Below are 22,786 nucleotides of genomic sequence, written 5' to 3'. Positions count from 1 at the left end.
CGGTGACGAGAGCGATGATCAGACGCGGCGCTTCTTGCGCGGACGGCAGCCATTGTGCGGGATCGGGGTCACGTCGCGGATGGACGTGATCATGAAACCTGCAGCCTGGAGCGCGCGCAGAGCCGATTCACGACCCGAACCCGGACCGCAAACTTCGACTTCCAGCGACTTCATGCCGTGCTCCTGGGCCTTCTTGGCGCAGTCTTCGGCAGCGATCTGGGCGGCGAACGGGGTCGACTTGCGCGAGCCCTTGAAGCCCTTGGCGCCAGCCGACGACCAGGCGATCGCATTGCCCTGCGCGTCGGTGATGGTGATCATCGTGTTGTTGAAGGTCGAGTTGACGTGAGCGACACCCGACGAGATGTTCTTGCGCTCGCGACGGCGAACGCGGACGGCTTCCTTAGCCATGGTATTCCTTTCGTTGATCTCTTCACCGCCGTAATGCCAGCGGCTACACCGGAACGGCGCCTATATGGTCCCGCTCCAAACTCAAAAGAGGCCGGCGCAGACCGCCAGCCTCCCCACCCCGGTTTCCCGGAAATTACTTCTTCTTGCCAGCGATTGCCTTTGCCGGACCCTTGCGGGTGCGGGCATTTGTGTGCGTGCGCTGACCGCGAACCGGAAGGCCGCGGCGATGACGCAGGCCACGGTAGCAGCCGAGGTCCATCAGACGCTTGATGTTCATCGCGGTATCACGACGAAGATCGCCTTCCACCTGATAGTCGCGATCGATGGCTTCGCGGATCTGAAGGACTTCTGCGTCCGTCAGCTGATGCACACGACGTTCGGCCGGGATACCGACCTTTTCGACGATTTCCTGTGCGAATTTCGGACCGATCCCGTGAATGTAGGTCAGCGCGATAACAACGCGCTTCGCAGTCGGGATGTTGACGCCAGCGATACGTGCCACGCCTGTTCTCCTTGCATTCCAGTTGCCATCCGGCAAGTGGGCTTCGTTATGCGGCTCTTGAGAACCGCCCGTTCAGATTTACGTCCGTAACATGTCAAAACGACCGCACCCGGACTTCCCTGGGAAATCCGCGCCGATCGCATGGAATGTCGCGAGTTGGCGCGGTGTTTAGCGGAATCACTGCTGAAAAGCAACCGTTCCGCCAAGTTTATTTTCAAAGCCTTAAAGCTTGGAAAGAATGCTTTCGACCTCGGCCGTCACCTGATCGATCTCTGCCATGCCGTCCACGGACTTGAGCTTGCCCTTGGCATGGTAATAACCGATCAGCGGCGAGGTTTCCTTGTAGTAGACCTGCAGCCGAGCCGTCATGGTCTCCGGGGTGTCATCGGGACGGCGCTTGAAGTGCGTCGAACCGCACTTGTCGCACACGCCCTCAGCAGCCGGAACCTTATCGGTATCGTGATAGACGCTGCCACACTGTGCACAGGAGTAGCGACCGGCAACACGTCGGATCAATTCGTCATCATCGACACGGAATTCAATGACAACGGAGAGGCCGAGACCCTTTGCCTTCAGCATCGCCTCGGTGGCATCAGCCTGGACGAGCGTCCTGGGGAAGCCGTCGAGAATGAAGCCGTTGGCGCAATCGGGTTGATCGATTCGCTCGGAAACGATGGCAATGACGATCTCATCTGAGACGAGCTTGCCGGCGTCCATAACCGCCTTCGCGCGCTTGCCGACATCCGTGCCGGCGTTAACCGCTGCACGCAGCATGTCCCCCGTGGAAAGCTGCGGAATGCCGTGCTTTTCCACGATCCGCTGGGCCTGGGTTCCCTTACCCGCGCCCGGCGGCCCCAAAAGGATAAGTCTCATCGCCCCCTCTTTCCTCCACGCAACTTCGATTTCTTGATCAGGCCTTCGTATTGCTGCGCGATCAGGTGACCCTGGATCTGTGCAACCGTATCAAGAGTTACGCTAACCACGATCAAAAGCGAAGTCCCACCAAGGGCTAATGGAATGCCGGTTTGCGACACCAGAATCTCTGGGAGAATGCAGACGAAGACGAGATAGATCGCGCCGATCACCGTGATGCGGGTCAGCACGTAGTCGATATATTCGGCAGTGCGCTCGCCCGGGCGGATGCCGGGAATGAAGCCGCCATGCTTCTTCAAATTGTCGGCCGTGTCCTTCGGATTGAAGACGATAGCCGTATAGAAGAAGGCGAAGAAGGCGATCAGCGCGCCGTACAGCACCATGTAGAGCGGCTGGCCATGACCGAGGGCCGCGACGATCGATGTCGCCCAGGAAGGCATTGCCGTGGTATTGGCGAAACCCGCGACCGTTGCCGGCAGCAGCAGCAGAGACGACGCGAAGATCGCCGGAATGACACCTGAAGTGTTGAGCTTCAGCGGCAGGTGCGAGGTATCGCCCTGGAACATCCGATTGCCAACCTGACGCTTCGGATACTGAATCAGCAGCCGGCGCTGGGCGCGTTCGACGAAGACGATGATGCCGATGACGGCGATCGCGACGACAATGACGAGCAGGATGAGGAAGGTCGACAGCGCACCGGTGCGGCCGAGTTCGAGCGTGCCGGCAAGAGCAGTGGGAAGGCCGGCGGCGATGCCGGCGAAAATGATCAGCGAGATGCCGTTGCCGATGCCGCGCGAGGTAATCTGCTCGCCGAGCCACATCAGGAACATCGTGCCGCCGAGCAGCGTCAGAACGGTGGAAACACGGAAGAACCAGCCTGGCTCGACGACGAGGCCCTGGCCGCTTTCAAGGCCGGCGGCAATGCCATAGGCCTGGAGCGCACCGAGGATGACGGTGCCATAGCGGGTATACTGGTTGATGATCTTACGGCCCTGCTCGCCTTCCTTCTTGAGGTTTTCGAGCGCCGGCACGACCGAGGTCATGAGCTGCACGATGATCGAAGCGGAGATATAGGGCATGATGCCGAGCGCGAAGATCGCCATGCGCTGAACAGCGCCGCCCGAGAACATGTTGAAAAGGCCGAGAATGCCGCCTGACTGGCCGCGGAAAGCCTGGGCATAGGCTTCGGGATTGAGACCCGGAAGCGGAATATGCGTGCCGAGTCGGTAGACGAGGAGAGCTGCCAGTGTGAACCACAGGCGCTTCTTCAAATCCTCGGCTTTGGCGAAGGTCGAAAAATTGAGGTTGGATGCCAATTGTTCCGCTGCAGAAGCCATGCGTTTCTCCGCGCTACCAATTCCGGCGTCTCTGGGGGACAGACCGGACCCGGAATCAGTATGAAATTATTCAAAACCGGGTTCAGGACGGATTGCGGCGCAACCCCTTGCCTCACCCTTGTTTTCGAGTCTTACCGGCATGACGCGGGCGCGCCAGCCAAGTTTTTGTGAGGCCCACATATGGGAGCAAAATCGCCCGGTGTGAAGCACCCCGGGCGATATATCATCAGATTATTTATTCGGCTGCAGCCGGAGCCGAAAGCAGCGTCACGGTGCCGCCGGCCTTTTCGATCTTCTCGACGGCAGGCTTGGAGGCGCCTGCAACGACGATGGTGATCTTGGCCTTGATCTCGCCGTCGGCGAGAACGCGAACGCCATCCTTGACGCGGCGGATGACACCAGCAGCCTTGAGGGCAGCTGCGTCAACGGTCGTCTTGGCATCGAGCTTGCCGGCGTCGATCGCCGTCTGAATACGGGCCAGCGACACGACAACAAAATCGGAAGCGAAAATGTTGTTGAAGCCGCGCTTCGGCAGGCGACGATAGATCGGCATCTGGCCGCCTTCGAAGCCATTGATGGCGACGCCCGAACGGGACTTCTGACCCTTTACGCCGCGACCACCTGTCTTGCCCGAGCCCGAACCGATACCGCGGCCGAGGCGCTTGCGGCTGTGGGTCGAGCCTTCGTTGTCCTTGATTTCATTGAGTTTCATGAGCGTTTCCTCCGTCTCACTTCTCGTCGACGACGCGAACGAGATGCTGGACAGCACGGATCATGCCACGAACCGAAGGAGTATCCTCCAGCGTGCGGCGACGGTGCATCTTGTTCAGTCCGAGACCGATCAGCGTGCGCTGCTGGACGTCCGGACGGCGGATCGGGCTGCCGATCTGTTCGATCGTGACAGTCTTCGCTTCAGCCTTCTTGGTAGCCTTGGCCATCTGTCAAACTCCTCTTATTCTTCAGAGGCGTTGCCGGAGGCGCCACGACGAGCCTGCAGCGTTGCATACTTGATGCCGCGCTGAGCTGCGATGTCCTTCGGGTGAACCTGGTGCTTCAGAGCGTCGAAGGTGGCGCGAACCATGTTGTAGGGGTTCGACGAACCGGTCGACTTGGCGACGACGTCGTGCATACCGAGTGTTTCGAATACGGCGCGCATCGGACCGCCGGCGATGATGCCGGTACCGACCTTGGCCGAGCGCAGCAGAACCTTGCCGGCGCCGTGGCGGCCATGAACATCGTGATGCAGCGTACGACCGTCACGCAGCGGTACGAAGATCAGCTCGCGCTTGGCGGCTTCGGTTGCCTTGCGGATGGCTTCCGGCACTTCACGTGCCTTGCCATGGCCGAAGCCGACGCGGCCCTTCTGGTCGCCAACGACGACGAGTGCTGCGAAACCGAAACGACGGCCGCCCTTGACGACCTTGGCGACGCGGTTGATCGCGACAAGCTTGTCGACGAATTCGCTATCGCGCTCTTCACGGCTCTGGCGGTCGTCCCGCTGCGGCCTTCTTTCCTGTGCCATTGTCCTCTTCCTTTTTCTTTTCCGGGTGCAATCGGCAAACAAATGTGGACCGCATCAGCCTCCCCTTTCGGAGAGTGCCTGCGGTCCGGCGAAAATCCGGCCGGCGCTTGAGCGTCCGGCCGGAAACTGATCAGAAGGTGAGACCGCCTTCGCGGGCCGCTTCGGCGAGAGCCTTGATGCGGCCGTGATAGATGAAGGCGCCACGGTCGAACACGACTTCCGTAACACCGGCCTTGGAGGCGCGCTCTGCGAGGAGCTTGCCCACAACGGCAGCGGCGGCGGTATCGGCACCGGTCTTCAGAGAACCGCGCAGATCCTTCTCGAGAGTGGAGGCAGACGCAAGCGTCTTGCCGGCCACATCATCGATGACCTGGGCGTAGATGTTCTTCGAGGAGCGATGAACCGACAGGCGCGGACGGCCATTGGCCACCGACTTGAGATGACGGCGCACGCGGTTGGCACGACGTGCAAGTGCTTCTTTCCTGCTAGCCATTTCGCGTGATCCTTACTTCTTCTTGCCTTCTTTGCGGACGATCCGCTCGTCAGCGTACTTGACGCCCTTGCCCTTGTAAGGCTCGGGACCGCGGTATTCGCGGATTTCGGCGGCAACCTGACCGACCTGCTGCTTGTTGATGCCGCTGACGACGATTTCCGTCGGCTTCGGAACAACGATCGAGATACCGACCGGCGGCTCGTAGATCACGTCGTGGCTGAAACCGAGAGCCAGCTGCAGGTTCTTGCCCTGCATGGCGGCGCGGTAACCGACACCGTTGATTTCAAGCTTGCGCTCGAAACCGTCCTTGACGCCCTTGAAGATGCCTTCGATCATCGTGCGGGACATGCCCCACTTTGCGCGCGCATCCTTGGTCTGGTTCACCGGCGTCACGACGACGGCGTTATTTTCAAGCTTGAGGCTGATTTCGTCGTTAGCAACGAAAAACAGCTCGCCCTTCGGGCCCTTTGCAGTCACCTTCTGGCCATCGACCGTAGCCGTGATCCCAGCAGGCACCTGAACGGGCTTTTTACCGATACGAGACATGTTTCAATCCTGTCTGTTCGCTATGGAGACCCCTGCCCGATCTTAGAAGACCGAGCAAAGAACCTCGCCACCAACGTTCTGTTCGCGAGCCTGGTGATCGGCCATCACACCCTTCGGAGTCGAAAGGATGGTGATGCCGAGACCGTTCGCGACCTGCGGAATGGACTTGACCGAGACATAAACCCGGCGGCCCGGCTTGGACACACGGCCGATCTCACGGATCACCGATGCGCCTTCATAATATTTCAGCTCGATGCTGAGTTCCGACTTGCCATTGCCGAAATCGACAACGGAATAGCCACGGATGTAGCCTTCGGACTGCAGAACATCGAGAACACGTGCACGGAGCTTCGAAGCAGGCGTCGAGACCGACGACTTGCGGCGGGAAGCGCCGTTACGGATGCGAGTGAGCATATCGCCCAACGGATCAGTCATTGTCATGTAACCTGCTCCTTACCAGCTCGACTTGACGATACCCGGCACCTTGCCGAGATTGCCGAGTTCACGCAGCGCAATACGCGACATGCGCAGTTTGCGGTAATATGCGCGCGGACGCCCCGAAACTTCGCAACGGTTGCGAATACGGGTCTTCGATCCATCACGCGGCAGGGATGCCAGCTTGATCGAGGCCTTGAACCGCTCTTCGATCGGAAGAGCCTGGTTCATGATGATCGCCTTCAAACCAGCCCGCTTAGCGGCCTGGTTGGCGACCGTAGTACGGCGGCGCTTGTTCTTTTCAACTGCGCTTGTCTTCGCCATGTCAGGTTCCTTTTCTACGCTCGTCGTTACGGTTATTGACGGAACGGGAAGCTGAACTCTTTCAGAAGAGCCCGAGCTTCGTCGTCGGTCGTCGCCGTCGTGCAAACGATGATGTCCATGCCCCACATCTGATCAACCTTGTCGTAGTTGATCTCAGGGAACACAATGTGCTCCTTGATGCCCATGGCGAAGTTGCCACGGCCGTCAAAGCTCTTCGGGTTCAGGCCGCGGAAGTCGCGAACGCGCGGGAGCGCGATGTTCACGAGGCGGTCCATGAACTCGTACATGCGGGCGCCGCGCAGGGTGACCTTCGCGCCGATCGGCATCTGTTCGCGGACCTTGAAGCCTGCGATAGAGTTACGTGCGCGGGTGATGACCGGCTTCTGGCCGGCGATCGCTGCGAGGTCGGCGGCAGCTACCGTCGGCTTCTTCGAGTCAGCGGTCGCTTCGCCGACACCCATGTTGATCACGATCTTGTCGAGCTTCGGGATCATCATCTCGTTGGCGTAGGAGAACTGCTCCTGCATCGCCTTGCGGATGCGCTCGACATATTCCTTCTTGAGCCGCGGCTCATATTTTGCCTCAGCCATCGATCACTTCTCCAGAACGCTTGGCCACACGGACCTTCTTGCCGTCAACAACCTTGAAACCGACGCGGGTCGGCTTGCCGTCCTTGTCGATGATTGCAACGTTGGACAGGTGAACCGGGGCTTCCTTGTTGATGATGCCGGCTTCCTGGGTCTGCGTCTGGCGCTGGTGGCGCTTGACGACGTTGACGCCACGAACAACGGCACGATCTTCCTTCGGCATGACCTGAACAACTTCGCCGGTACGGCCCTTGTCCTTGCCAGCGAGCATGACGACCTTGTCGCCCTTACGAATCTTCTGCATCGCTTCGCTCCTTACAGTACTTCGGGAGCCAGCGAGATGATCTTCATGTGGTTCTTGGCGCGAAGTTCGCGCGGAACCGGTCCGAAGATACGGGTGCCGATCGGCTCTTTCTTGTTGTCGATGAGGACTGCTGCGTTGGTGTCGAAGCGGATGACGGAGCCATCCGGACGACGGATATCCTTAGCGGTGCGAACGACAACCGCCTTCATCACGTCACCCTTCTTCACACGGCCGCGCGGGATCGCTTCCTTGATCGAAACGACGATGACGTCGCCGATCGAGGCATACTTGCGCTTCGAGCCGCCCAGCACCTTGATGCACATGACACGACGTGCGCCGGAATTATCCGCGACGTCGAGGTTTGTTTGCATCTGAATCATATCAGGTCGCCTTCTTGGTTTACCGGAATGGTTGGGCTAGCCCCCTACTCCGGCTTATGAAAATTTTCGCCGGCCGAGCTGCCATGACGGCAGCACAGACGCGGCAATAGCTGAATAGCGCGGGATCGATCGTGCCAGGGTGGTTTCCCGAACGGGACCTTCCGTGCGCTCAAAGCAAAAGAACGCCCGGCATTCGAGCGTTCTGACGCTGCTTCATACAGATATTTCGGCGAGACGCAAGGCCTCGCGCAAAATTCTGTTACTTGCCCTGGGCGGAAATCACCGTCCAGCGCTTGTCCTTGGAAATCGGCGCGCATTCCTCGATGGATACGGTATCGCCGATCTTGTACTGGTTGTTCTCGTCGTGGGCCTTGTACTTCTTGGAACGACGAACGGTCTTCTGGAGCAGCGGGTGAGCGAAACGACGCTCGACACGAACCACTACCGTCTTCTCGTTCTTGTCGCCAACGACGACGCCCTGCAGGATGCGCTTCGGCATATTTTTCTTCCTTTAGGCCTTAACTTCTGCCGCCTTCTGGCGGGCAATGGTTTTCACGCGGGCGATATCCTTACGGACTTCGTTGATGCGCGAGGACTTTTCGAGCTGGCCGGTTGCCTTCTGAAAGCGCAGGTTGAACTGCTCTTTCTTCAGCTTGGCAAGCTCGTCCTTGAGTTGGTCAGCGCTGAACGCGCGAACGTCTGAGGCTTTCATGAGCTCAATCCCTTACTCTGCAATGCGCTGAACGAAGCGCGTCTTGACCGAGAGCTTGGCAGAGCCGAGGCGAAGCGCCTCACGGGCGATTTCTTCGCTGACACCGTCGATCTCGAACATCATACGGCCGGGCTTGACCTTGCATGCCCAGTATTCAACGGAGCCCTTACCCTTACCCATACGGACTTCGGTCGGCTTTGCGGTTACCGGAACGTCCGGGAACACGCGGATCCATACACGGCCGGCGCGCTTCATATAACGCGTGATCGCGCGGCGGGCCGCTTCGATCTCGCGCGCGTTTACGCGGTTGGGTTCCTGTGCCTTCAGGCCGAATTCGCCGAATGCCAGGTCAGAACCGCCCTTGGCGACGCCCTTGATGCGGCCCTTGAACTGCTTGCGGTACTTGGTACGCTTTGGCTGCAACATTTTCTTATTCTCCGAACTTCTCTGCCACGCGCGCTATCAAGCGTTGTCGCGGCGACGGTCTCTGTCGCGGTCACGATCACGGCTTGCCGGACCCTGGGCGTCACCTTCCATCGCACGGCGCTCGGAAGCCATCGGATCATGCTCAAGGATTTCGCCCTTGAAGATCCAGACCTTGATGCCGCAGATGCCGAATGCGGTTTCTGCTTCAGCCGTGCCGTAGTCGATGTCGGCGCGCAGCGTGTGCAACGGCACACGACCTTCGCGGTACCATTCCGTACGGGCGATTTCAGCACCGCCGAGACGGCCGGCGCAGGTGATCTTGATGCCTTCGGCGCCAAGACGCATCGCCGACTGAACGGCGCGCTTCATGGCGCGGCGGAAAGCGACGCGACGCTCGAGCTGCTGGGCGATCGACTGAGCGACCAGCGTCGCATCGACTTCGGGCTTGCGCACTTCGACGATGTTGAGGTGCGTTTCCGAATTCGTCATCTCCGACAGCTTCTTGCGGAGCTTGTCGATGTCTGCGCCCTTGCGGCCGATGATCAGGCCCGGACGTGCCGAGTGGATCGTGACGCGGCACTTCTTGTGCGGACGCTCGATGACCACCTTGGAGATCCCGGCCTGCTTCAGTTCGCTCATGACGAACTTGCGCATCTTCAGGTCTTCGTGCAGCAGCTGGCCGTACTCGGCATTGTCCGCAAACCAGCGGCTATCCCAGGTACGGTTGATGCCGAGGCGGAAACCGATTGGATTGATTTTCTGACCCATTATGCGGCCTCCTCTGCTGCCTGCACTTCACGAACGACGATCGTCAGGTGCGCGAAGGGCTTTTCAATGCGCGACGCACGACCGCGGCCACGAGCGTGGAAACGCTTCATGACGATCGACTTGCCCACATAGGCCTCGGCGACAACCAGCGAGTCGACGTCGAGATCGTGGTTGTTCTCGGCGTTGGCGATCGCAGATTCGAGCGTCTTCTTGACGGCGCCTGCGATGCGCTTGCGGGAGAACTCCAGCTCAGCGAGTGCGCGCTCGACCTTCTTGCCGCGGATAGCCGCAGCAACCAGGTTGAGCTTCTGGGGGCTGACGCGGAGCGTGCGGGCGACTGCTTGCGCCTCGTTGTCCTTCAGCCGGCGTTCGGCTTTTGCCTTGCCCATTGTTACTTCCTCTTCGCCTTCTTGTCCGCGCCGTGACCGTAGTAGGTGCGGGTCGGAGAGAATTCACCGAATTTGTGGCCGACCATGTCTTCATTGACGCTGACCGGGATATGCTTGCTGCCGTTGTAGACGCCGAAGGTGAGACCGACGAACTGCGGCAGGATCGTGGAGCGACGGCTCCAGATCTTGATCACTTCACTGCGACCGCCTTCACGAACCTTCTCAGCCTTCTTGAGAAGATAGCCGTCAACGAACGGACCTTTCCATACTGAACGAGCCATTGGAGACTTCCTCTCTTACTTCTTACGCTGATGACGCGAGCGCATGATCATCTTGTCGGTCGACTTGTTCGACCGCGTGCGCTTGCCCTTGGTCGGCTTGCCCCACGGTGTCACCGGATGGCGACCACCGGAAGTGCGGCCTTCACCACCGCCGTGCGGATGGTCGACCGGGTTCATGACAACACCGCGGTTATGCGGACGCTTGCCGCGCCAAACGGTACGACCGGCCTTGCCGTCGTTGATGTTGGCGTGGTCAGGGTTGGAGACGGCGCCGATCGAAGCAAGGCAGGAGCCATGAACGAGACGCTGTTCACCGGAGTTCAGGCGAAGGATCGCCATGCCCTGGTCGCGGCCGACGAGCTGTGCGTAGCCACCGGCGGAGCGAGCGATCTGACCACCCTTGCCCGGCTTCATTTCCACGTTGTGGATGATGGAGCCGACCGGGATGAACTGCAGCGGCATGGTGTTGCCGGGCTTGACGTCGACAGCCTTCTCGGAAGCGATAACCTTGTCACCGGCAGCCAGGCGCTGAGGAGCGAGGATATAAGCCTTTTCGCCGTCAGCATAGTTCACCAGCGCGATGAAAGCCGTGCGGTTCGGATCGTATTCGATACGCTCGACCGTGCCTTCGATGTCGAACTTGCGACGCTTGAAGTCGATCAGACGATAGGTGCGCTTGTGACCGCCGCCGATGAAGCGGGCGGTGATGCGACCGAGGTTGTTACGACCGCCGCTCTTGGTCAGACCTTCCGTCAACGCCTTAACCGGCTTGCCCTTGTAGAGGGCCGAGCGGTCGACGATGACCAGCTGGCGCTGGCTCGGGGTGATCGGATTGAATGTTTTCAATGCCATTTTCTTATACCTCAGAGACCGGTGGAGACGTCGATCGTCTGGCCTTCAGCCAGCGTCACAACAGCCTTCTTCACGTCCTTCTGCTTGCCGACGAAACCGCGGAACCGCTTGGTCTTGCCCTTGCGCAGCAGAGTGTTGACAGCCGTGACCTTGACGCCGAACAGCGCCTCGACCGCAGCCTTGATTTCCGGCTTCGTCGCCTGCTTGGCGACATTGAAAACAACCTGGTTGTTTTCGGATACCAGCGTGGATTTTTCGGTGATCGCCGGAGAGACGATCACATCGTAGTGGCGAAGATCGGTCACTTGAATCGCTCCTCTAGCGCTTCAACCGCAGCCTTGGAAAGCACGAGCTTGCCGCGGCGCACGATGTCGTAAACGTTGATGCCCTGGATCGGCAGAACATCGATGTTCGGGATGTTCTGAGCTGCGAGCTTGAAGTTGCCGTCAAGCTCTGCGCCGCCGATGAAGAGGGCGTTGGTCAGGCCGAGCGTCTCGAAAACGGACGCGAGAGCCTTGGTCTTGGCTTCGGTGGCAACCAGGTTGTCGATGACGATGACGTCATCGGCCTTGATCTTGGCCGAAAGGGCGTGGCGAAGGCCGAGTGCACGAACCTTCTTCGGAAGATCGTGCTCGTGGCTGCGGACGACCGGGCCGTGGGCCTTGCCGCCGCCGCGGAACTGCGGAGCGCGAGCCGAATGGTGGCGGGCGCGGCCCGTACCCTTCTGCTTGTACATCTTGGCGCCGGTGCGCGAAACTTCAGCGCGGCCCTTAGCCTTGTGCGTGCCCTGCTGCTTCTTGGCAAGCTGCCAGCGAATGACGCGGGCGAGAATGTCTTCACGGGGCTCGAGGCCGAAAATCGCGTCCGAAAGGGAAACCTTCCCGGCGTCTTTTCCCTCGAGGGTCTTGACGTTGAATTCCATTGATCTGGCTCCCTTACTTCGCGGCCGACTTGACGGCGTCGCGCACGATGATCCAAGCACCCTTGGAACCAGGAACAGCACCCTTGATCAGGATCAGACCACGATCTTCGTCGGTCGAAACCACTTCCAGGTTCTGCGTCGTGACGCGCGTCTGGCCCATGTGACCAGCCATCTTCTTGTTCTTGAAAACCTTGCCCGGATCCTGGCGCGAGCCGGTCGAACCGTGCGAGCGGTGAGACACCGACACACCGTGCGTGGCACGCAGACCGCCGAAACCGTGACGCTTCATGGCGCCGGCAAAACCCTTACCGATCGTCGTGCCCGTCACGTCGACGAGCTGACCGGCTGCAAAGTGACCCGCCTTGATCTCAGTGCCGATCTCGAGCAGCTGATCTTCCGACACGCGGAATTCAGTGATCTTGGCCTTCGGCTCGACGTTGGCAATGGCAAAGTTGCCACGCATCGCCTTCGACGTGTTCTTCACCTTCGCCTGGCCGGCACCGAGCTGAACTGCGGTATAGCCATTCTTTTCGACAGTGCGCGTGGCTACGACCTGGCAGCCTTCCATACGCAGTACCGTTACCGGGACATGCTCGCCGGCGTCGTTATAGACGCGGGTCATTCCCACCTTCTGTGCAATCACACCTGAACGCATCGGTTCAATCCTTCTCACTCAGCCCGAAGACCCGAGGTCTCAGAGCTTGATCTCAACATCGACACCGGCGGCGAGATCGAGCTTCATCAGCGCGTCTACCGTCTGCGGGGTCGGGTCAACGATATCGAGAAGGCGCTTATGCGTGCGCATCTCGAACTGTTCGCGGCTCTTCTTGTCGATGTGCGGGGACCGGTTGACCGTAAACTTCTCGATGCGGGTCGGAAGCGGAACGGGGCCCCGGACGCTTGCACCGGTGCGCTTAGCCGTCGATACGATCTCGCGCGTGGAGGCATCGAGAATCCGGTGATCGAACGCCTTCAGGCGGATGCGGATATTCTGGCCGTTCATTCGACTTTATCCTTGTGTCTGTTATCCGCGTGTCACCACTTAGGGACACGACTTACCTTCAGTTACGTTAGCGGGCCACCGGTTTCAAAGATCGAGAGGGACACCGAGATCGGCGTCCCTATCCTTTCCTTGGGCCTGGTGGCCCAGCCGCTAATTATTCGACGATCGACGCGACGATGCCGGCGCCGACGGTGCGGCCGCCTTCGCGGATAGCGAAGCGCAGCTTTTCTTCCATCGCGATCGGAACGATCAGCTCGACGGCAACCGTGACGTTGTCGCCCGGCATCACCATCTCCGTGCCTTCCGGCAGCGTCACAATGCCCGTCACGTCGGTCGTGCGGAAGTAGAACTGCGGACGGTAGTTGGTGAAGAACGGCGTATGACGGCCACCCTCTTCCTTCGTCAGGATGTAGGCTTCTGCCATGAACTTCTTGTGCGGCTTGACAGAGCCGGGCTTCGCCAGGATCTGGCCACGCTCGACGCCGTCACGGTTCACACCGCGGATCAGCGCACCGATGTTGTCGCCAGCCTGGCCCTGATCGAGCAGCTTGCGGAACATTTCAACGCCGGTCACCGTCGTCTTCGAGGTCGGACGGATGCCGACGATCTCGACTTCTTCGCCAACCTTGACAATGCCACGCTCGACGCGGCCGGTCACAACCGTGCCGCGGCCCGAGATCGAGAACACGTCTTCGATCGGCATCAGGAACGGCTGGTCGATCGGACGCTCAGGCGTCGGGATGTAGGCGTCAACAGCAGCCATCAGTTCGCGGATCGCGTCTTCGCCGATCTTCTTGTCCGAATCTTCGAGAGCAGCAAGTGCCGAACCCTTGACGACCGGGATATCGTCGCCCGGGAAGTCGTAGGACGACAGCAGTTCGCGAACTTCGAGCTCGACCAGTTCGAGAAGCTCGGCGTCGTCAACCTGGTCGACCTTGTTCAGGAACACAACGATTGCCGGAACGCCGACCTGGCGGGCCAGCAGGATGTGTTCGCGCGTCTGCGGCATCGGGCCGTCAGCGGCCGAGCACACCAGGATCGCGCCGTCCATCTGGGCAGCACCGGTGATCATGTTCTTGACGTAGTCGGCGTGGCCGGGGCAGTCGACGTGCGCGTAGTGGCGGGCCGGCGTCTCATACTCGACGTGCGCCGTCGAGATGGTGATGCCACGGGCCTTTTCTTCCGGAGCCGCGTCGATCTGATCGTACGCCTTGTACTCACCGAAGTACTTCGTGATCGCTGCCGTCAGAGACGTCTTACCGTGGTCAACGTGGCCAATCGTGCCAATGTTGACGTGCGGCTTGTTGCGCTCAAACTTACTCTTTCCCATTTTCGGGTCTCCATTTTGCTAGTCCCCGAAGGGATCTAATTCTTGTTATCGGTCAATTGGTATTCCGGTCACTTCTGACCGGAATACTTTGCCTGGATTTCAGTTGCGACGTTCGACGGGACCGGCGAGTAGTGATCGAAGGTCATCGTGTACTGGGCGCGGCCCTGGGACATGGAGCGCAGGTTGTCGACGTACTTGAACATGTTCGCGAGCGGGACGTTCGCGTTGATGACGACGGCGATACCGCGGCTTTCCTGGCCCTGGATCTGACCGCGACGGGAGTTCAGGTCGCCGATAACGTCGCCGACGTAATCTTCCGGGGTGACGACTTCGACCTTCATCATCGGCTCGAGCAGCTGAGCGCCGGCCTTCTTGGCTGCTTCACGGAAGCAGGCACGCGATGCAATTTCGAAGGCGAGAACCGAGGAGTCGACGTCGTGGAAGGCACCATCGATGAGGGTCGCCTTGACGCCGAGCATCGGGAAGCCTGCGAGCGGACCCGAAGACAGAACACTTTCGATGCCCTTCTGGACGCCGGGGATGTATTCCTTCGGAACGGAACCGCCGACGATCTTGGACTCGAACTTGAATTCGTCGCCGTCCGGGTTCGGTTCGAAGACGATCTTGACGCGCGCGAACTGGCCGGTACCACCGGACTGCTTCTTGTGCGTGTAGTCTTCTTCATGCGTCCGGGTGATGGTTTCGCGGTAGGCAACCTGCGGCGCGCCGACAGTTGCTTCGACCTTGAATTCACGACGCATGCGGTCGACGATGATGTCGAGATGCAGTTCGCCCATGCCGGCGATGATGGTCTGGCCGGATTCCTGGTCGGTCTTGACGCGGAAGGACGGATCTTCAGCAGCCAGGCGGTTGAGCGCGAGGCCCATCTTTTCCTGGTCGCCCTTGGTCTTCGGCTCGATGGCGATCTGGATGACCGGCTCCGGGAATTCCATGCGCTCGAGGATAACCGGCTTCAGCGGATCGCAGAGCGTGTCGCCGGTCGTGGTTTCCTTGAGGCCGGCGAGAGCGACGATGTCACCTGCGAAGGCTTCTTCGATGTCTTCACGCGAGTTGGAGTGCATCTGCAGCATACGGCCGACGCGCTCGCGCTTGTCCTTGACCGTGTTGATGACCGACGCGCCCTTTTCAAGCTTGCCGGAGTAGATGCGAGCGAAGGTCAACGAACCAACGAAGGGGTCGTTCATGATCTTGAAGGCGAGCATGGAGAGCGGCTCGCTGTCATCGGCATGACGCTCGATTTCAGCTTCCGTCTTGAAGTCGATGCCCTTGATCGCCGGGATGTCCATTGGCGACGGCAGGTAGTCGACAACGGCGTCGAGCAGCGGCTGCACGCCCTTGTTCTTGAAGGCGGTGCCGCAGAACATCGGGTGGAACTTGACGTCGATCGTGCCGCGGCGAACCAGTGCACGGATCTGCTCGTTGTCGGGCAAAATGCCTTCGAGGTAAGCTTCGGTGGCGGCTTCGTCGATGTCGACGACCGTCTCGATCAGCTTTTCGCGATATTCTTCAGCCTTGGCCTTCATGTCCTCGGGGATCTCGACGACATCCCACTGGGCGCCGAGCGACTCGTCGCGCCAGATGAGCGCGTTCATCTCGACCAGGTCGATGACGCCCTTGAATTCGGTTTCTGCACCAATCGGCAACTGCATGACGACAGCCGTAGCACCGAGACGGGTCTTGATCATCTCGACGGAGCGGTAGAAGTCCGCGCCGGTCTTGTCCATCTTGTTGCAGAAGATCATCCGCGGAACATTATACTTTTCGGCCTGGCGCCAGACGGTTTCCGTCTGCGGCTCAACACCGGCGTTGGCGTCGAGCAGCGCGATGGCGCCGTCGAGAACGCGCAGCGAACGCTCGACTTCAATGGTGAAGTCGACGTGGCCGGGAGTGTCGATGATGTTGAAGCGGCGCATTTTGCCGTCACGGCCCTTCCAGAAGGTCGTGGTGGCAGCAGAGGTGATCGTGATGCCACGCTCCTGCTCCTGCTCCATCCAGTCCATGGTGGCTGCGCCGTCGTGGACTTCGCCGATCTTGTGCGACTTGCCGGTATAATAAAGAATACGCTCGGTGGTCGTGGTCTTGCCGGCGTCGATATGCGCCATGATACCGAAATTACGGTAGTCTTCGATCTTATATTCGCGAGCCATTGTGGACTGCCTTTCGATACCGTTCGGAATTACCAGCGATAGTGCGAGAACGCGCGGTTGGCGTCAGCCATCTTGTGCGTGTCTTCGCGCTTCTTAACGGCGGAGCCGCGGTTGTTGGACGCATCGAGCAGTTCGCCGGAAAGGCGGTCAACCATAGTCGTTTCATTGCGCTTGCGGGCAGCAGCGATCAGCCAGCGAATAGCAAGAGCCTGGCGGCGCTCCGGACGAACATCGACGGGGACCTGATAGGTCGCACCACCGACACGACGCGAGCGAACTTCAACGTGCGGGGCAATGTTCTCAAGCGCAGAATGGAAAACCGTGAGAGGCTCCTGCTTGGACTTGCCATGAACAACGTCGAACGCACCGTAGACGATGTTTTCAGCAACGGACTTCTTGCCGTCGAGCATGATGGCATTCATGAATTTGGTGACGACGAGATCACCGAACTTCGGGTCCGGATTGATCTCGCGCTTTTCTGCTTTATGACGTCTGGACATAGTTTTGTCTCTTCAACCGTTAAGGCGCTTCATGACGCGGAGGACCTCGCGCAGCGCCGGATTATTCAAAAGCCGAATTACTTCGGACGCTTCGCGCCGTACTTGGAGCGGCGCTGCTTACGGTTCTTGACACCCTGGGTATCGAGAACGCCGCGGATGATGTGATAACGGACACCCGGAAGGTCCTTAACGCGGCCGCCACGGATCATGACGACGGAGTGTTCCTGAAGGTTGTGACCTTCGCCGGGGATGTAACCAATGACTTCGAAGCCGTTGGTCAGGCGGATCTTTGCGACCTTACGCAGAGCCGAGTTCGGCTTCTTCGGCGTCGTCGTGTAGACGCGCGTGCAAACGCCGCGCTTCTGCGGGTTCTCCTGGAGTGCGGGAACCTTGTTACGCTTTACGTTCGCCTGGCGAGGCTTGCGGATCAGCTGGTTTACGGTAGGCATTCAACCATCCCTTACGTTTTATCTCAGTACCCTTGCGGGCTTGAACTCGCGCCGTCTCCGGCAGTGACGCACTCTCCGTCAATGCGCAAAATATGGCCCGATCCGCTTCCGCAGATGGACCACAAGGAGCAGAGGACGCATAAAACATGCGTCGTGCGTGCAGCATCATGACTTCAACGTGCGTTTAGAACCTTGTTTGAGGTGAACTTCAGGGCGCGTCGCCCCGAACAGCCAAGCCTCACATGGGATCTGATGGCCGGGGTACTACTGGTTTCCACCCGTCTCGTCAAGGCCGGTTAAGAAATAAACTCGCCGTATCGCCTTGATATGGCGGCCCAACGCCCTGTTTCATCCTTCTGGACGAATTCACGGCTATGCACCAAGATAAAAACTTGGGCATTGCAGCAAAAACAGTTAAGGAATCAGCAATTGCGGCGTTCGGCCCTCACAGCAGGATTCGAGCGACCGAATCGTCAAAGAGCCGAAGGACAGGCGATGATCACGACACCTGATAACGACAATAATTTCGACGGCCCGATGATCTTCATCATTATCGGCAAGGGCTACGAGTCCGACGCCAGCGAAGGCATCGACCTGCACATCATGCTGAAGGCGCCTGACGACGACACCGCCGTACGCGAGGCCTTGAACGCCCTTGCCGAGGAAGGCTTCATCGAGGCCGATCTCGACCAGATCGGCATGCTGACCGAGGTCCCGGCCGAAGAGCCGCACGCCTCTGCCTATCAGGGCGCCGTCGAAGGCGAAGTCGCGATCATCCGGTTCAACTGAAAGGAGCCGCCGCTGACGCTGTCAAGGCAGCCTAAGCGAAGCAGCGCCTCCCTCCCCGCCAGACCAGTCAGAGCAAATAAAACAAAAACCGCCCGGATCGCTCCGGGCGGTTTTTCAATTCGTCGACTTCAGCCGCGGATTATTCCGCAGCCGGAGCCTTTTCGGCCATGTCCTGCAGCATCGGCGTGGCAACGGCAGCACCCGTGCCCTTGCGGCGCTCTTCGAGGATCATCTCGTCGCGCGACGTGGCGATGCGGCGGATCTGGGTCATGGTACCGCCGGTACCGGCCGGGATGAGGCGGCCGACGATGACGTTTTCCTTCAGACCCTGCAGACCGTCGGTCTTGCCGGCGATTGCAGCTTCCGTCAGCACCTTGGTCGTTTCCTGGAAGGATGCGGCCGAGATGAAGGACGGGGTCTGCAGCGACGCCTTGGTGATGCCGAGAAGAACCGGATCGCCGTAGGCTGGCTTCTTGCCCTGCTCGATCAGATGATCGTTGACGTCTTCGAGCTCGATCCGGTCGACATTGTCGCCGACGATATAGGTCGAGTCGCCTGCGTCGGTGATTTCCACCTTCTGCAGCATCTGACGGACAATCACCTCGATGTGCTTGTCGTTGATGACGACGCCCTGCAGGCGGTAGACTTCCTGGATCTCGTTGACGAGGTAGGAGGCCAGAGCCTCCACGCCCTTGATCGCCAGGATGTCGTGCGGAGCCGGGTTACCGTCGAGGATGTAGTCACCCTTTTCGATATAGTCGCCTTCCTGAAGGTGGAAGGGCTTGCCCTTCGGGATCAGGTATTCGACAGGCTCGACACCGTCTTCCGCCGGCTCGATGATGACGCGACGCTTGTTCTTGTAGTCGCGGCCGAGACGGATCGTACCATCGATCTCTGCGATGATGGCGTGGTCCTTCGGACGACGGGCTTCGAACAGCTCGGCAACACGCGGCAGACCGCCGGTGATGTCCTTGGTCTTGGCGCTTTCGAGCGGCGAACGGGCGAGAACGTCACCCTGGGAGACCTTCGTGCCCGGCTCGACCGACAAGATCGCATCGACCGAGAGCAGGAAGCGGGCATCACCACCACGGGACAGCTTGGCGATATTGCCGCTGGCATCCTTGATGACGATCGCCGGCTTGAGGTCCGAGCCGCGCGGGGTCGAACGCCAGTCGATGACCTGACGCTTGGTGATGCCGGTCGATTCGTCGGTCGCTTCCAGAACGGAGAGACCGTCGACCAGATCTTCAAACTGAACGGTACCGGCCACTTCCGTCATCATTGGACGGGTGTAGGGGTCCCACTCTGCCAGACGCTGGCCGCGCTTGACCTTATCGCCTTCGTCGACATGCAGCTTCGAACCGTAGGCCACACGCTGCGACGACCGCTCGACACCACGTTCGTCCAGGATCTGGACGGTCATGTTGCGGCCCATGGCAACGAGATTGCCATCGGAGTTGCGCAGGATGTTGCGGTTCTTGATCTGCACCGTACCTTCGTACGAGGCTTCAAGGAACGACTGGTCGACCACGGTTGCCGTACCGCCAAGGTGGAAGGTACGCATGGTGAGCTGGGTGCCCGGCTCGCCGATCGACTGAGCAGCGATGACGCCGACGGCTTCGCCCATATTGACCGGCGTACCGCGCGCGAGGTCGCGGCCGTAGCAGACAGAGCAGACGCCCGTCTGGATTTCGCAGGTCAGTGCCGAGCGGATGCGGATCGACTGGATGCCGGCCTTTTCGATTTCGACGACGTCGGGCTCGAGGATCATCTTGCCGGCATCGACGATGCGCTCACCCGTGACCGGATGATCGATGTCGTCGAGCGCCGTGCGGCCGAGGATACGGGCGCCGATCGAGGCAACCACCTGGCCGGCATCGACGATGGCGGTCATGGTGAGGCCCGTCTGCGTTCCGCAGTCGACATGCGTGACGATGCAATCCTGCGCGACGTCGACGAGACGGCGGGTCAGGTAGCCGGAGTTGGCGGTCTTCAGGGCGGTGTCTGCCAGACCCTTACGGGCGCCGTGCGTCGAGTTGAAGTACTCGTTGACGGTCAGGCCTTCCTTGAAGTTCGAGATGATCGGGGTCTCGATGATTTCGCCCGACGGCTTGGCCATGAGGCCACGCATGCCGCCCAGCTGGCGCATCTGGTTCGGAGAACCGCGGGCACCGGAGTGGCTCATCATGTAGATCGAGTTCATCGGCTTCTGGCGACCGGTCTTCTCATCGAATTCGACCGCCTTGATGCGCGCCATCATCTCTTCGGCGACCTTTTCGGTCGCCTTGCCCCAGGCGTCGACAACCTTGTTGTACTTCTCGCCCTGGGTGATGAGGCCGTCATTGTACTGCTGCTCGTATTCCTTCACCAGATTTTCGGTGTCGGCAACGATCTTGGCCTTGGCATCCGGAATGACCATGTCGTCCTTGCCGAACGAAATGCCGGCGCGGCAGGCATGGGCGAAACCGAGCTGCATGATGCGGTCGCAGAAAATGACCGTGTCCTTCTGGCCGCAATGGCGATAGACCGTGTCGATCATCTTCGAGATGTTCTTCTTGGTCATTTCCTGGTTGCAGATATCGAAGGGTACCTTGCCGTTCTTCGGCAACAGTTCACCGATGAGCAGACGGCCAGGCGTCGTCTCGTAGATCTTCGAGTAAGGCTTGCCATCCTCGTCGACCGACTTGAAGCGGCCGCGGATCTTGGTGTGCAGCGTCACGACCTTGCTTTCGAGAGCGTGATGCAGCTCGCCGAGATCGGAGAAGGCCATGCCTTCGCCCGGCTCGTTCTGGTTGAGGATCGACAGATAATAGAGGCCGAGAACCATGTCCTGCGAGGGAACGATGATCGGCGCGCCGTTGGCCGGGTGCAGGATGTTGTTGGTCGACATCATCAGCACGCGGGCTTCGAGCTGGGCTTCGAGCGACAGCGGCACGTGAACGGCCATCTGGTCACCGTCGAAGTCGGCGTTGAAGGCCGTGCAGACGAGCGGATGCAGCTGGATCGCCTTGCCTTCGACCAGGGTAGGTTCGAAGGCCTGGATGCCCAGGCGGTGCAGCGTCGGTGCGCGGTTCAAGAGAACCGGATGCTCGCGGATGACCTCGTCGAGGATATCCCAGACTTCCGGCTTTTCCTTTTCGACCAACTTCTTGGCCTGCTTGACGGTCGAGGAGTAACCCTTGGCGTCGAGGCGGGCATAGATGAACGGCTTGAAGAGCTCGAGCGCCATCTTCTTCGGCAGGCCGCACTGGTGCAGCTTCAGTTCCGGACCGGTGACGATGACCGAACGGCCGGAATAGTCGACGCGCTTGCCGAGCAGGTTCTGGCGGAAGCGGCCCTGCTTGCCCTTCAGCATGTCGGAGAGCGACTTCAGCGGACGCTTGTTGGCGCCGGTGATGACACGGCCGCGGCGACCGTTGTCGAACAACGCGTCAACGGATTCCTGCAGCATGCGCTTTTCGTTGCGGATGATGATGCCAGGCGCACGAAGCTCGATCAGGCGCTTCAGACGATTGTTACGGTTGATGACGCGGCGGTAGAGATCGTTCAGATCCGACGTCGCGAAACGGCCGCCGTCGAGCGGAACCAGCGGACGCAGGTCCGGCGGGATGACCGGAACGACCTTCATGATCATCCATTCCGGACGATTGCCCGACTCCATGAAGTTCTCGACGATCTTCAGGCGCTTCATCAGCTTCTTCTGCTTGAGATCCGACGTGGTGTCGGCAAGCTCGGCGCGCAGGTCGCCAGCGATCTTCTCGAGGTTCATCGAGGCCAGCATCTCGTAGATCGCCTCGGCGCCGATCATCGCGGTGAACTGGTCTTCGCCGTATTCGTCGACGGCGAGCATGTACTCTTCTTCCGAGAGGAGCTGGTGCTCCTTCAGGGCAGTCAGGCCCGGCTCGGTGACGATGTAGTTTTCGAAGTAGAGGACGCGCTCGACATCCTTCAGCGTCATGTCGAGCAGCGTCGAAATGCGGCTCGGCAGCGACTTCAGGAACCAGATGTGGGCAACGGGAGCGGCGAGCTCGATATGGCCCATGCGCTCACGGCGAACGCGCGACAGCGTGACTTCGACGCCGCACTTTTCGCAGATGATGCCCTTGTATTTCATGCGCTTGTACTTGCCGCACAGGCATTCGTAGTCCTTGATCGGCCCGAAGATGCGCGCGCAGAACAGACCGTCGCGTTCCGGCTTGAACGTACGGTAGTTGATGGTTTCCGGCTTCTTGATCTCACCGTAAGACCAGGAGAGGATCTTCTCCGGAGACGCGATCGAAATCCGAATAGAATCGAAATTCTGTGCAGGCACCTGCGGATTGAAAAGATTCATGACCTCTTGGTTCATGCCTGTCTCCTTCATGGGCTAAAGCGCCCTTAAAATGCGATGGTCGGCGGCAAATTCCCGGGAGCCGCCTCCCTCGCTTAAACGAGAATAACCGCTAGATGCGGCGAAACTTCCCTTCCGGGCCGACACGGATACGGC

The 22,786-nt window shown here is 59.8% G+C and carries 31 protein-coding genes; 1 reads left to right on the top strand and 30 read right to left on the bottom strand.

The features are described 5' to 3' along the window. Window positions 1-18 precede the first annotated feature (18 nt). The 29 genes from rpsK to rpsL form a co-directional block, all read right to left on the bottom strand. Complete coding sequence (rpsK, locus tag ACD590_RS07580) at window positions 19-408, bottom strand: 30S ribosomal protein S11 (protein ID WP_003547577.1); 390 nt, start codon at window positions 406-408, stop codon at window positions 19-21. Window positions 409-541: 133 nt separating this feature from the next. Continuing rightward, window positions 542-910 carry a 30S ribosomal protein S13 gene (rpsM, locus tag ACD590_RS07575; RefSeq protein WP_003573772.1) on the bottom strand — a complete coding sequence of 123 codons (369 nt, stop codon included), beginning with the start codon at window positions 908-910 and terminating at the stop codon, window positions 542-544. A 222-nt stretch (window positions 911-1,132) separates the two neighbouring features. Beyond that, window positions 1,133-1,783 carry an adenylate kinase gene (locus tag ACD590_RS07570; RefSeq protein WP_017963910.1) on the bottom strand — a complete coding sequence of 217 codons (651 nt, stop codon included), beginning with the start codon at window positions 1,781-1,783 and terminating at the stop codon, window positions 1,133-1,135. Then, window positions 1,780-3,120 carry a preprotein translocase subunit SecY gene (gene secY, locus ACD590_RS07565; RefSeq protein ID WP_018447022.1) on the bottom strand — a complete coding sequence of 447 codons (1,341 nt, stop codon included), beginning with the start codon at window positions 3,118-3,120 and terminating at the stop codon, window positions 1,780-1,782. The genes ACD590_RS07570 and secY overlap by 4 nt, the downstream gene beginning before the upstream one ends. Before the next feature lie 235 nt (window positions 3,121-3,355). Further along, the gene (gene rplO / locus ACD590_RS07560; protein ID WP_003547567.1) at window positions 3,356-3,832 is read right to left on the bottom strand and encodes a 50S ribosomal protein L15; all 477 of its coding nucleotides are present in this window, start codon (window positions 3,830-3,832) and stop codon (window positions 3,356-3,358) included. A 16-nt stretch (window positions 3,833-3,848) separates the two neighbouring features. Continuing rightward, on the bottom strand, window positions 3,849-4,058 hold the full coding sequence (gene rpmD, locus ACD590_RS07555; protein WP_003547566.1) for a 50S ribosomal protein L30: 210 nt from the start codon (window positions 4,056-4,058) through the stop codon (window positions 3,849-3,851). Between the two features lie 14 nt (window positions 4,059-4,072). Further along, entirely contained in the window at window positions 4,073-4,642 is a 570-nt protein-coding gene (gene rpsE, locus ACD590_RS07550; RefSeq protein WP_017963908.1) for a 30S ribosomal protein S5, read from the bottom strand. A gap of 130 nt (window positions 4,643-4,772) precedes the next feature. Further along, entirely contained in the window at window positions 4,773-5,135 is a 363-nt protein-coding gene (gene rplR, locus ACD590_RS07545; RefSeq protein ID WP_018241643.1) for a 50S ribosomal protein L18, read from the bottom strand. Window positions 5,136-5,147: 12 nt separating this feature from the next. Next, window positions 5,148-5,681, bottom strand: coding sequence for a 50S ribosomal protein L6 (gene rplF, locus ACD590_RS07540; protein WP_017963907.1), 534 nt, complete (start codon window positions 5,679-5,681; stop codon window positions 5,148-5,150). 42 nt (window positions 5,682-5,723) lie between these two features. After that, the gene (gene rpsH / locus ACD590_RS07535) at window positions 5,724-6,122 is read right to left on the bottom strand and encodes a 30S ribosomal protein S8 (RefSeq protein WP_003547562.1); all 399 of its coding nucleotides are present in this window, start codon (window positions 6,120-6,122) and stop codon (window positions 5,724-5,726) included. Between the two features lie 12 nt (window positions 6,123-6,134). Further along, on the bottom strand, window positions 6,135-6,440 hold the full coding sequence (rpsN, locus tag ACD590_RS07530; protein WP_003547561.1) for a 30S ribosomal protein S14: 306 nt from the start codon (window positions 6,438-6,440) through the stop codon (window positions 6,135-6,137). Window positions 6,441-6,472: 32 nt separating this feature from the next. After that, window positions 6,473-7,030 (bottom strand): 50S ribosomal protein L5, encoded by a 558-nt coding sequence (gene rplE, locus ACD590_RS07525; RefSeq protein ID WP_018067987.1) that lies wholly within the window; start codon window positions 7,028-7,030, stop codon window positions 6,473-6,475. Beyond that, on the bottom strand, window positions 7,023-7,331 hold the full coding sequence (rplX, locus tag ACD590_RS07520; protein WP_003547559.1) for a 50S ribosomal protein L24: 309 nt from the start codon (window positions 7,329-7,331) through the stop codon (window positions 7,023-7,025). Before rplX ends, rplE begins: the two co-directional genes overlap by 8 nt. 11 nt (window positions 7,332-7,342) lie before the next feature. After that, window positions 7,343-7,711 (bottom strand): 50S ribosomal protein L14, encoded by a 369-nt coding sequence (gene rplN, locus ACD590_RS07515; protein WP_003573790.1) that lies wholly within the window; start codon window positions 7,709-7,711, stop codon window positions 7,343-7,345. A gap of 259 nt (window positions 7,712-7,970) precedes the next feature. After that, window positions 7,971-8,210 (bottom strand): 30S ribosomal protein S17, encoded by a 240-nt coding sequence (rpsQ, locus tag ACD590_RS07510; RefSeq protein WP_003547557.1) that lies wholly within the window; start codon window positions 8,208-8,210, stop codon window positions 7,971-7,973. A 12-nt stretch (window positions 8,211-8,222) separates the two neighbouring features. Continuing rightward, on the bottom strand, window positions 8,223-8,423 hold the full coding sequence (rpmC, locus tag ACD590_RS07505; protein ID WP_018241642.1) for a 50S ribosomal protein L29: 201 nt from the start codon (window positions 8,421-8,423) through the stop codon (window positions 8,223-8,225). A 12-nt stretch (window positions 8,424-8,435) separates the two neighbouring features. Continuing rightward, the gene (gene rplP, locus ACD590_RS07500) at window positions 8,436-8,849 is read right to left on the bottom strand and encodes a 50S ribosomal protein L16 (protein WP_003573792.1); all 414 of its coding nucleotides are present in this window, start codon (window positions 8,847-8,849) and stop codon (window positions 8,436-8,438) included. Window positions 8,850-8,885: 36 nt separating this feature from the next. Then, window positions 8,886-9,617, bottom strand: a complete 732-nt coding sequence (rpsC, locus tag ACD590_RS07495) for a 30S ribosomal protein S3 (protein WP_003547554.1) — start codon at window positions 9,615-9,617, stop codon at window positions 8,886-8,888. Continuing rightward, complete coding sequence (rplV, locus tag ACD590_RS07490; protein WP_003547553.1) at window positions 9,617-10,006, bottom strand: 50S ribosomal protein L22; 390 nt, start codon at window positions 10,004-10,006, stop codon at window positions 9,617-9,619. Before rplV ends, rpsC begins: the two co-directional genes overlap by 1 nt. A gap of 2 nt (window positions 10,007-10,008) precedes the next feature. Further along, window positions 10,009-10,287 (bottom strand): 30S ribosomal protein S19, encoded by a 279-nt coding sequence (rpsS, locus tag ACD590_RS07485; protein WP_003547552.1) that lies wholly within the window; start codon window positions 10,285-10,287, stop codon window positions 10,009-10,011. Between the two features lie 15 nt (window positions 10,288-10,302). Continuing rightward, a complete protein-coding gene (rplB, locus tag ACD590_RS07480) occupies window positions 10,303-11,139 on the bottom strand; it encodes a 50S ribosomal protein L2 (RefSeq protein WP_018241641.1) in 837 nt (278 codons plus the stop codon). A gap of 11 nt (window positions 11,140-11,150) precedes the next feature. After that, window positions 11,151-11,444, bottom strand: a complete 294-nt coding sequence (locus tag ACD590_RS07475) for a 50S ribosomal protein L23 (protein WP_003547550.1) — start codon at window positions 11,442-11,444, stop codon at window positions 11,151-11,153. Then, complete coding sequence (rplD, locus tag ACD590_RS07470; RefSeq protein ID WP_003573800.1) at window positions 11,441-12,061, bottom strand: 50S ribosomal protein L4; 621 nt, start codon at window positions 12,059-12,061, stop codon at window positions 11,441-11,443. The genes ACD590_RS07475 and rplD overlap by 4 nt, the downstream gene beginning before the upstream one ends. Window positions 12,062-12,074: 13 nt before the next feature. After that, complete coding sequence (gene rplC, locus ACD590_RS07465; RefSeq protein ID WP_439002370.1) at window positions 12,075-12,716, bottom strand: 50S ribosomal protein L3; 642 nt, start codon at window positions 12,714-12,716, stop codon at window positions 12,075-12,077. A gap of 39 nt (window positions 12,717-12,755) precedes the next feature. Next, a complete protein-coding gene (rpsJ, locus tag ACD590_RS07460) occupies window positions 12,756-13,064 on the bottom strand; it encodes a 30S ribosomal protein S10 (protein WP_003547547.1) in 309 nt (102 codons plus the stop codon). A 154-nt stretch (window positions 13,065-13,218) separates the two neighbouring features. Then, entirely contained in the window at window positions 13,219-14,394 is a 1,176-nt protein-coding gene (tuf, locus tag ACD590_RS07455) for an elongation factor Tu (protein ID WP_018241634.1), read from the bottom strand. Window positions 14,395-14,462: 68 nt separating this feature from the next. Continuing rightward, window positions 14,463-16,562, bottom strand: coding sequence for an elongation factor G (fusA, locus tag ACD590_RS07450; RefSeq protein ID WP_018241640.1), 2,100 nt, complete (start codon window positions 16,560-16,562; stop codon window positions 14,463-14,465). A gap of 29 nt (window positions 16,563-16,591) precedes the next feature. After that, window positions 16,592-17,062, bottom strand: coding sequence for a 30S ribosomal protein S7 (gene rpsG, locus ACD590_RS07445; protein WP_003547538.1), 471 nt, complete (start codon window positions 17,060-17,062; stop codon window positions 16,592-16,594). 77 nt (window positions 17,063-17,139) lie between these two features. Further along, a complete protein-coding gene (gene rpsL, locus ACD590_RS07440; RefSeq protein WP_003547537.1) occupies window positions 17,140-17,511 on the bottom strand; it encodes a 30S ribosomal protein S12 in 372 nt (123 codons plus the stop codon). A gap of 495 nt (window positions 17,512-18,006) precedes the next feature. On the opposite strand from rpsL, the gene ACD590_RS07435 reads away from it, so the two are divergent. After that, the gene (locus ACD590_RS07435) at window positions 18,007-18,300 is read left to right on the top strand and encodes a hypothetical protein (protein WP_003547528.1); all 294 of its coding nucleotides are present in this window, start codon (window positions 18,007-18,009) and stop codon (window positions 18,298-18,300) included. Window positions 18,301-18,439: 139 nt separating this feature from the next. Here the strand turns inward: ACD590_RS07435 and rpoC are convergent, their stop codons facing one another. Beyond that, window positions 18,440-22,648 carry a DNA-directed RNA polymerase subunit beta' gene (gene rpoC, locus ACD590_RS07430; protein WP_018241638.1) on the bottom strand — a complete coding sequence of 1,403 codons (4,209 nt, stop codon included), beginning with the start codon at window positions 22,646-22,648 and terminating at the stop codon, window positions 18,440-18,442. Window positions 22,649-22,786: the final 138 nt, after the last annotated feature.

It is taken from the genome of Rhizobium sp. 862_C5_N1_2, assembly GCF_051811205.1.
GTDB classification, from domain to species: Bacteria; Pseudomonadota; Alphaproteobacteria; order Rhizobiales; family Rhizobiaceae; genus Rhizobium; species Rhizobium leguminosarum.
Note: the sequence above shows the minus strand (reverse complement) of the source record. Positions and strands in the feature narration are given on the sequence as shown.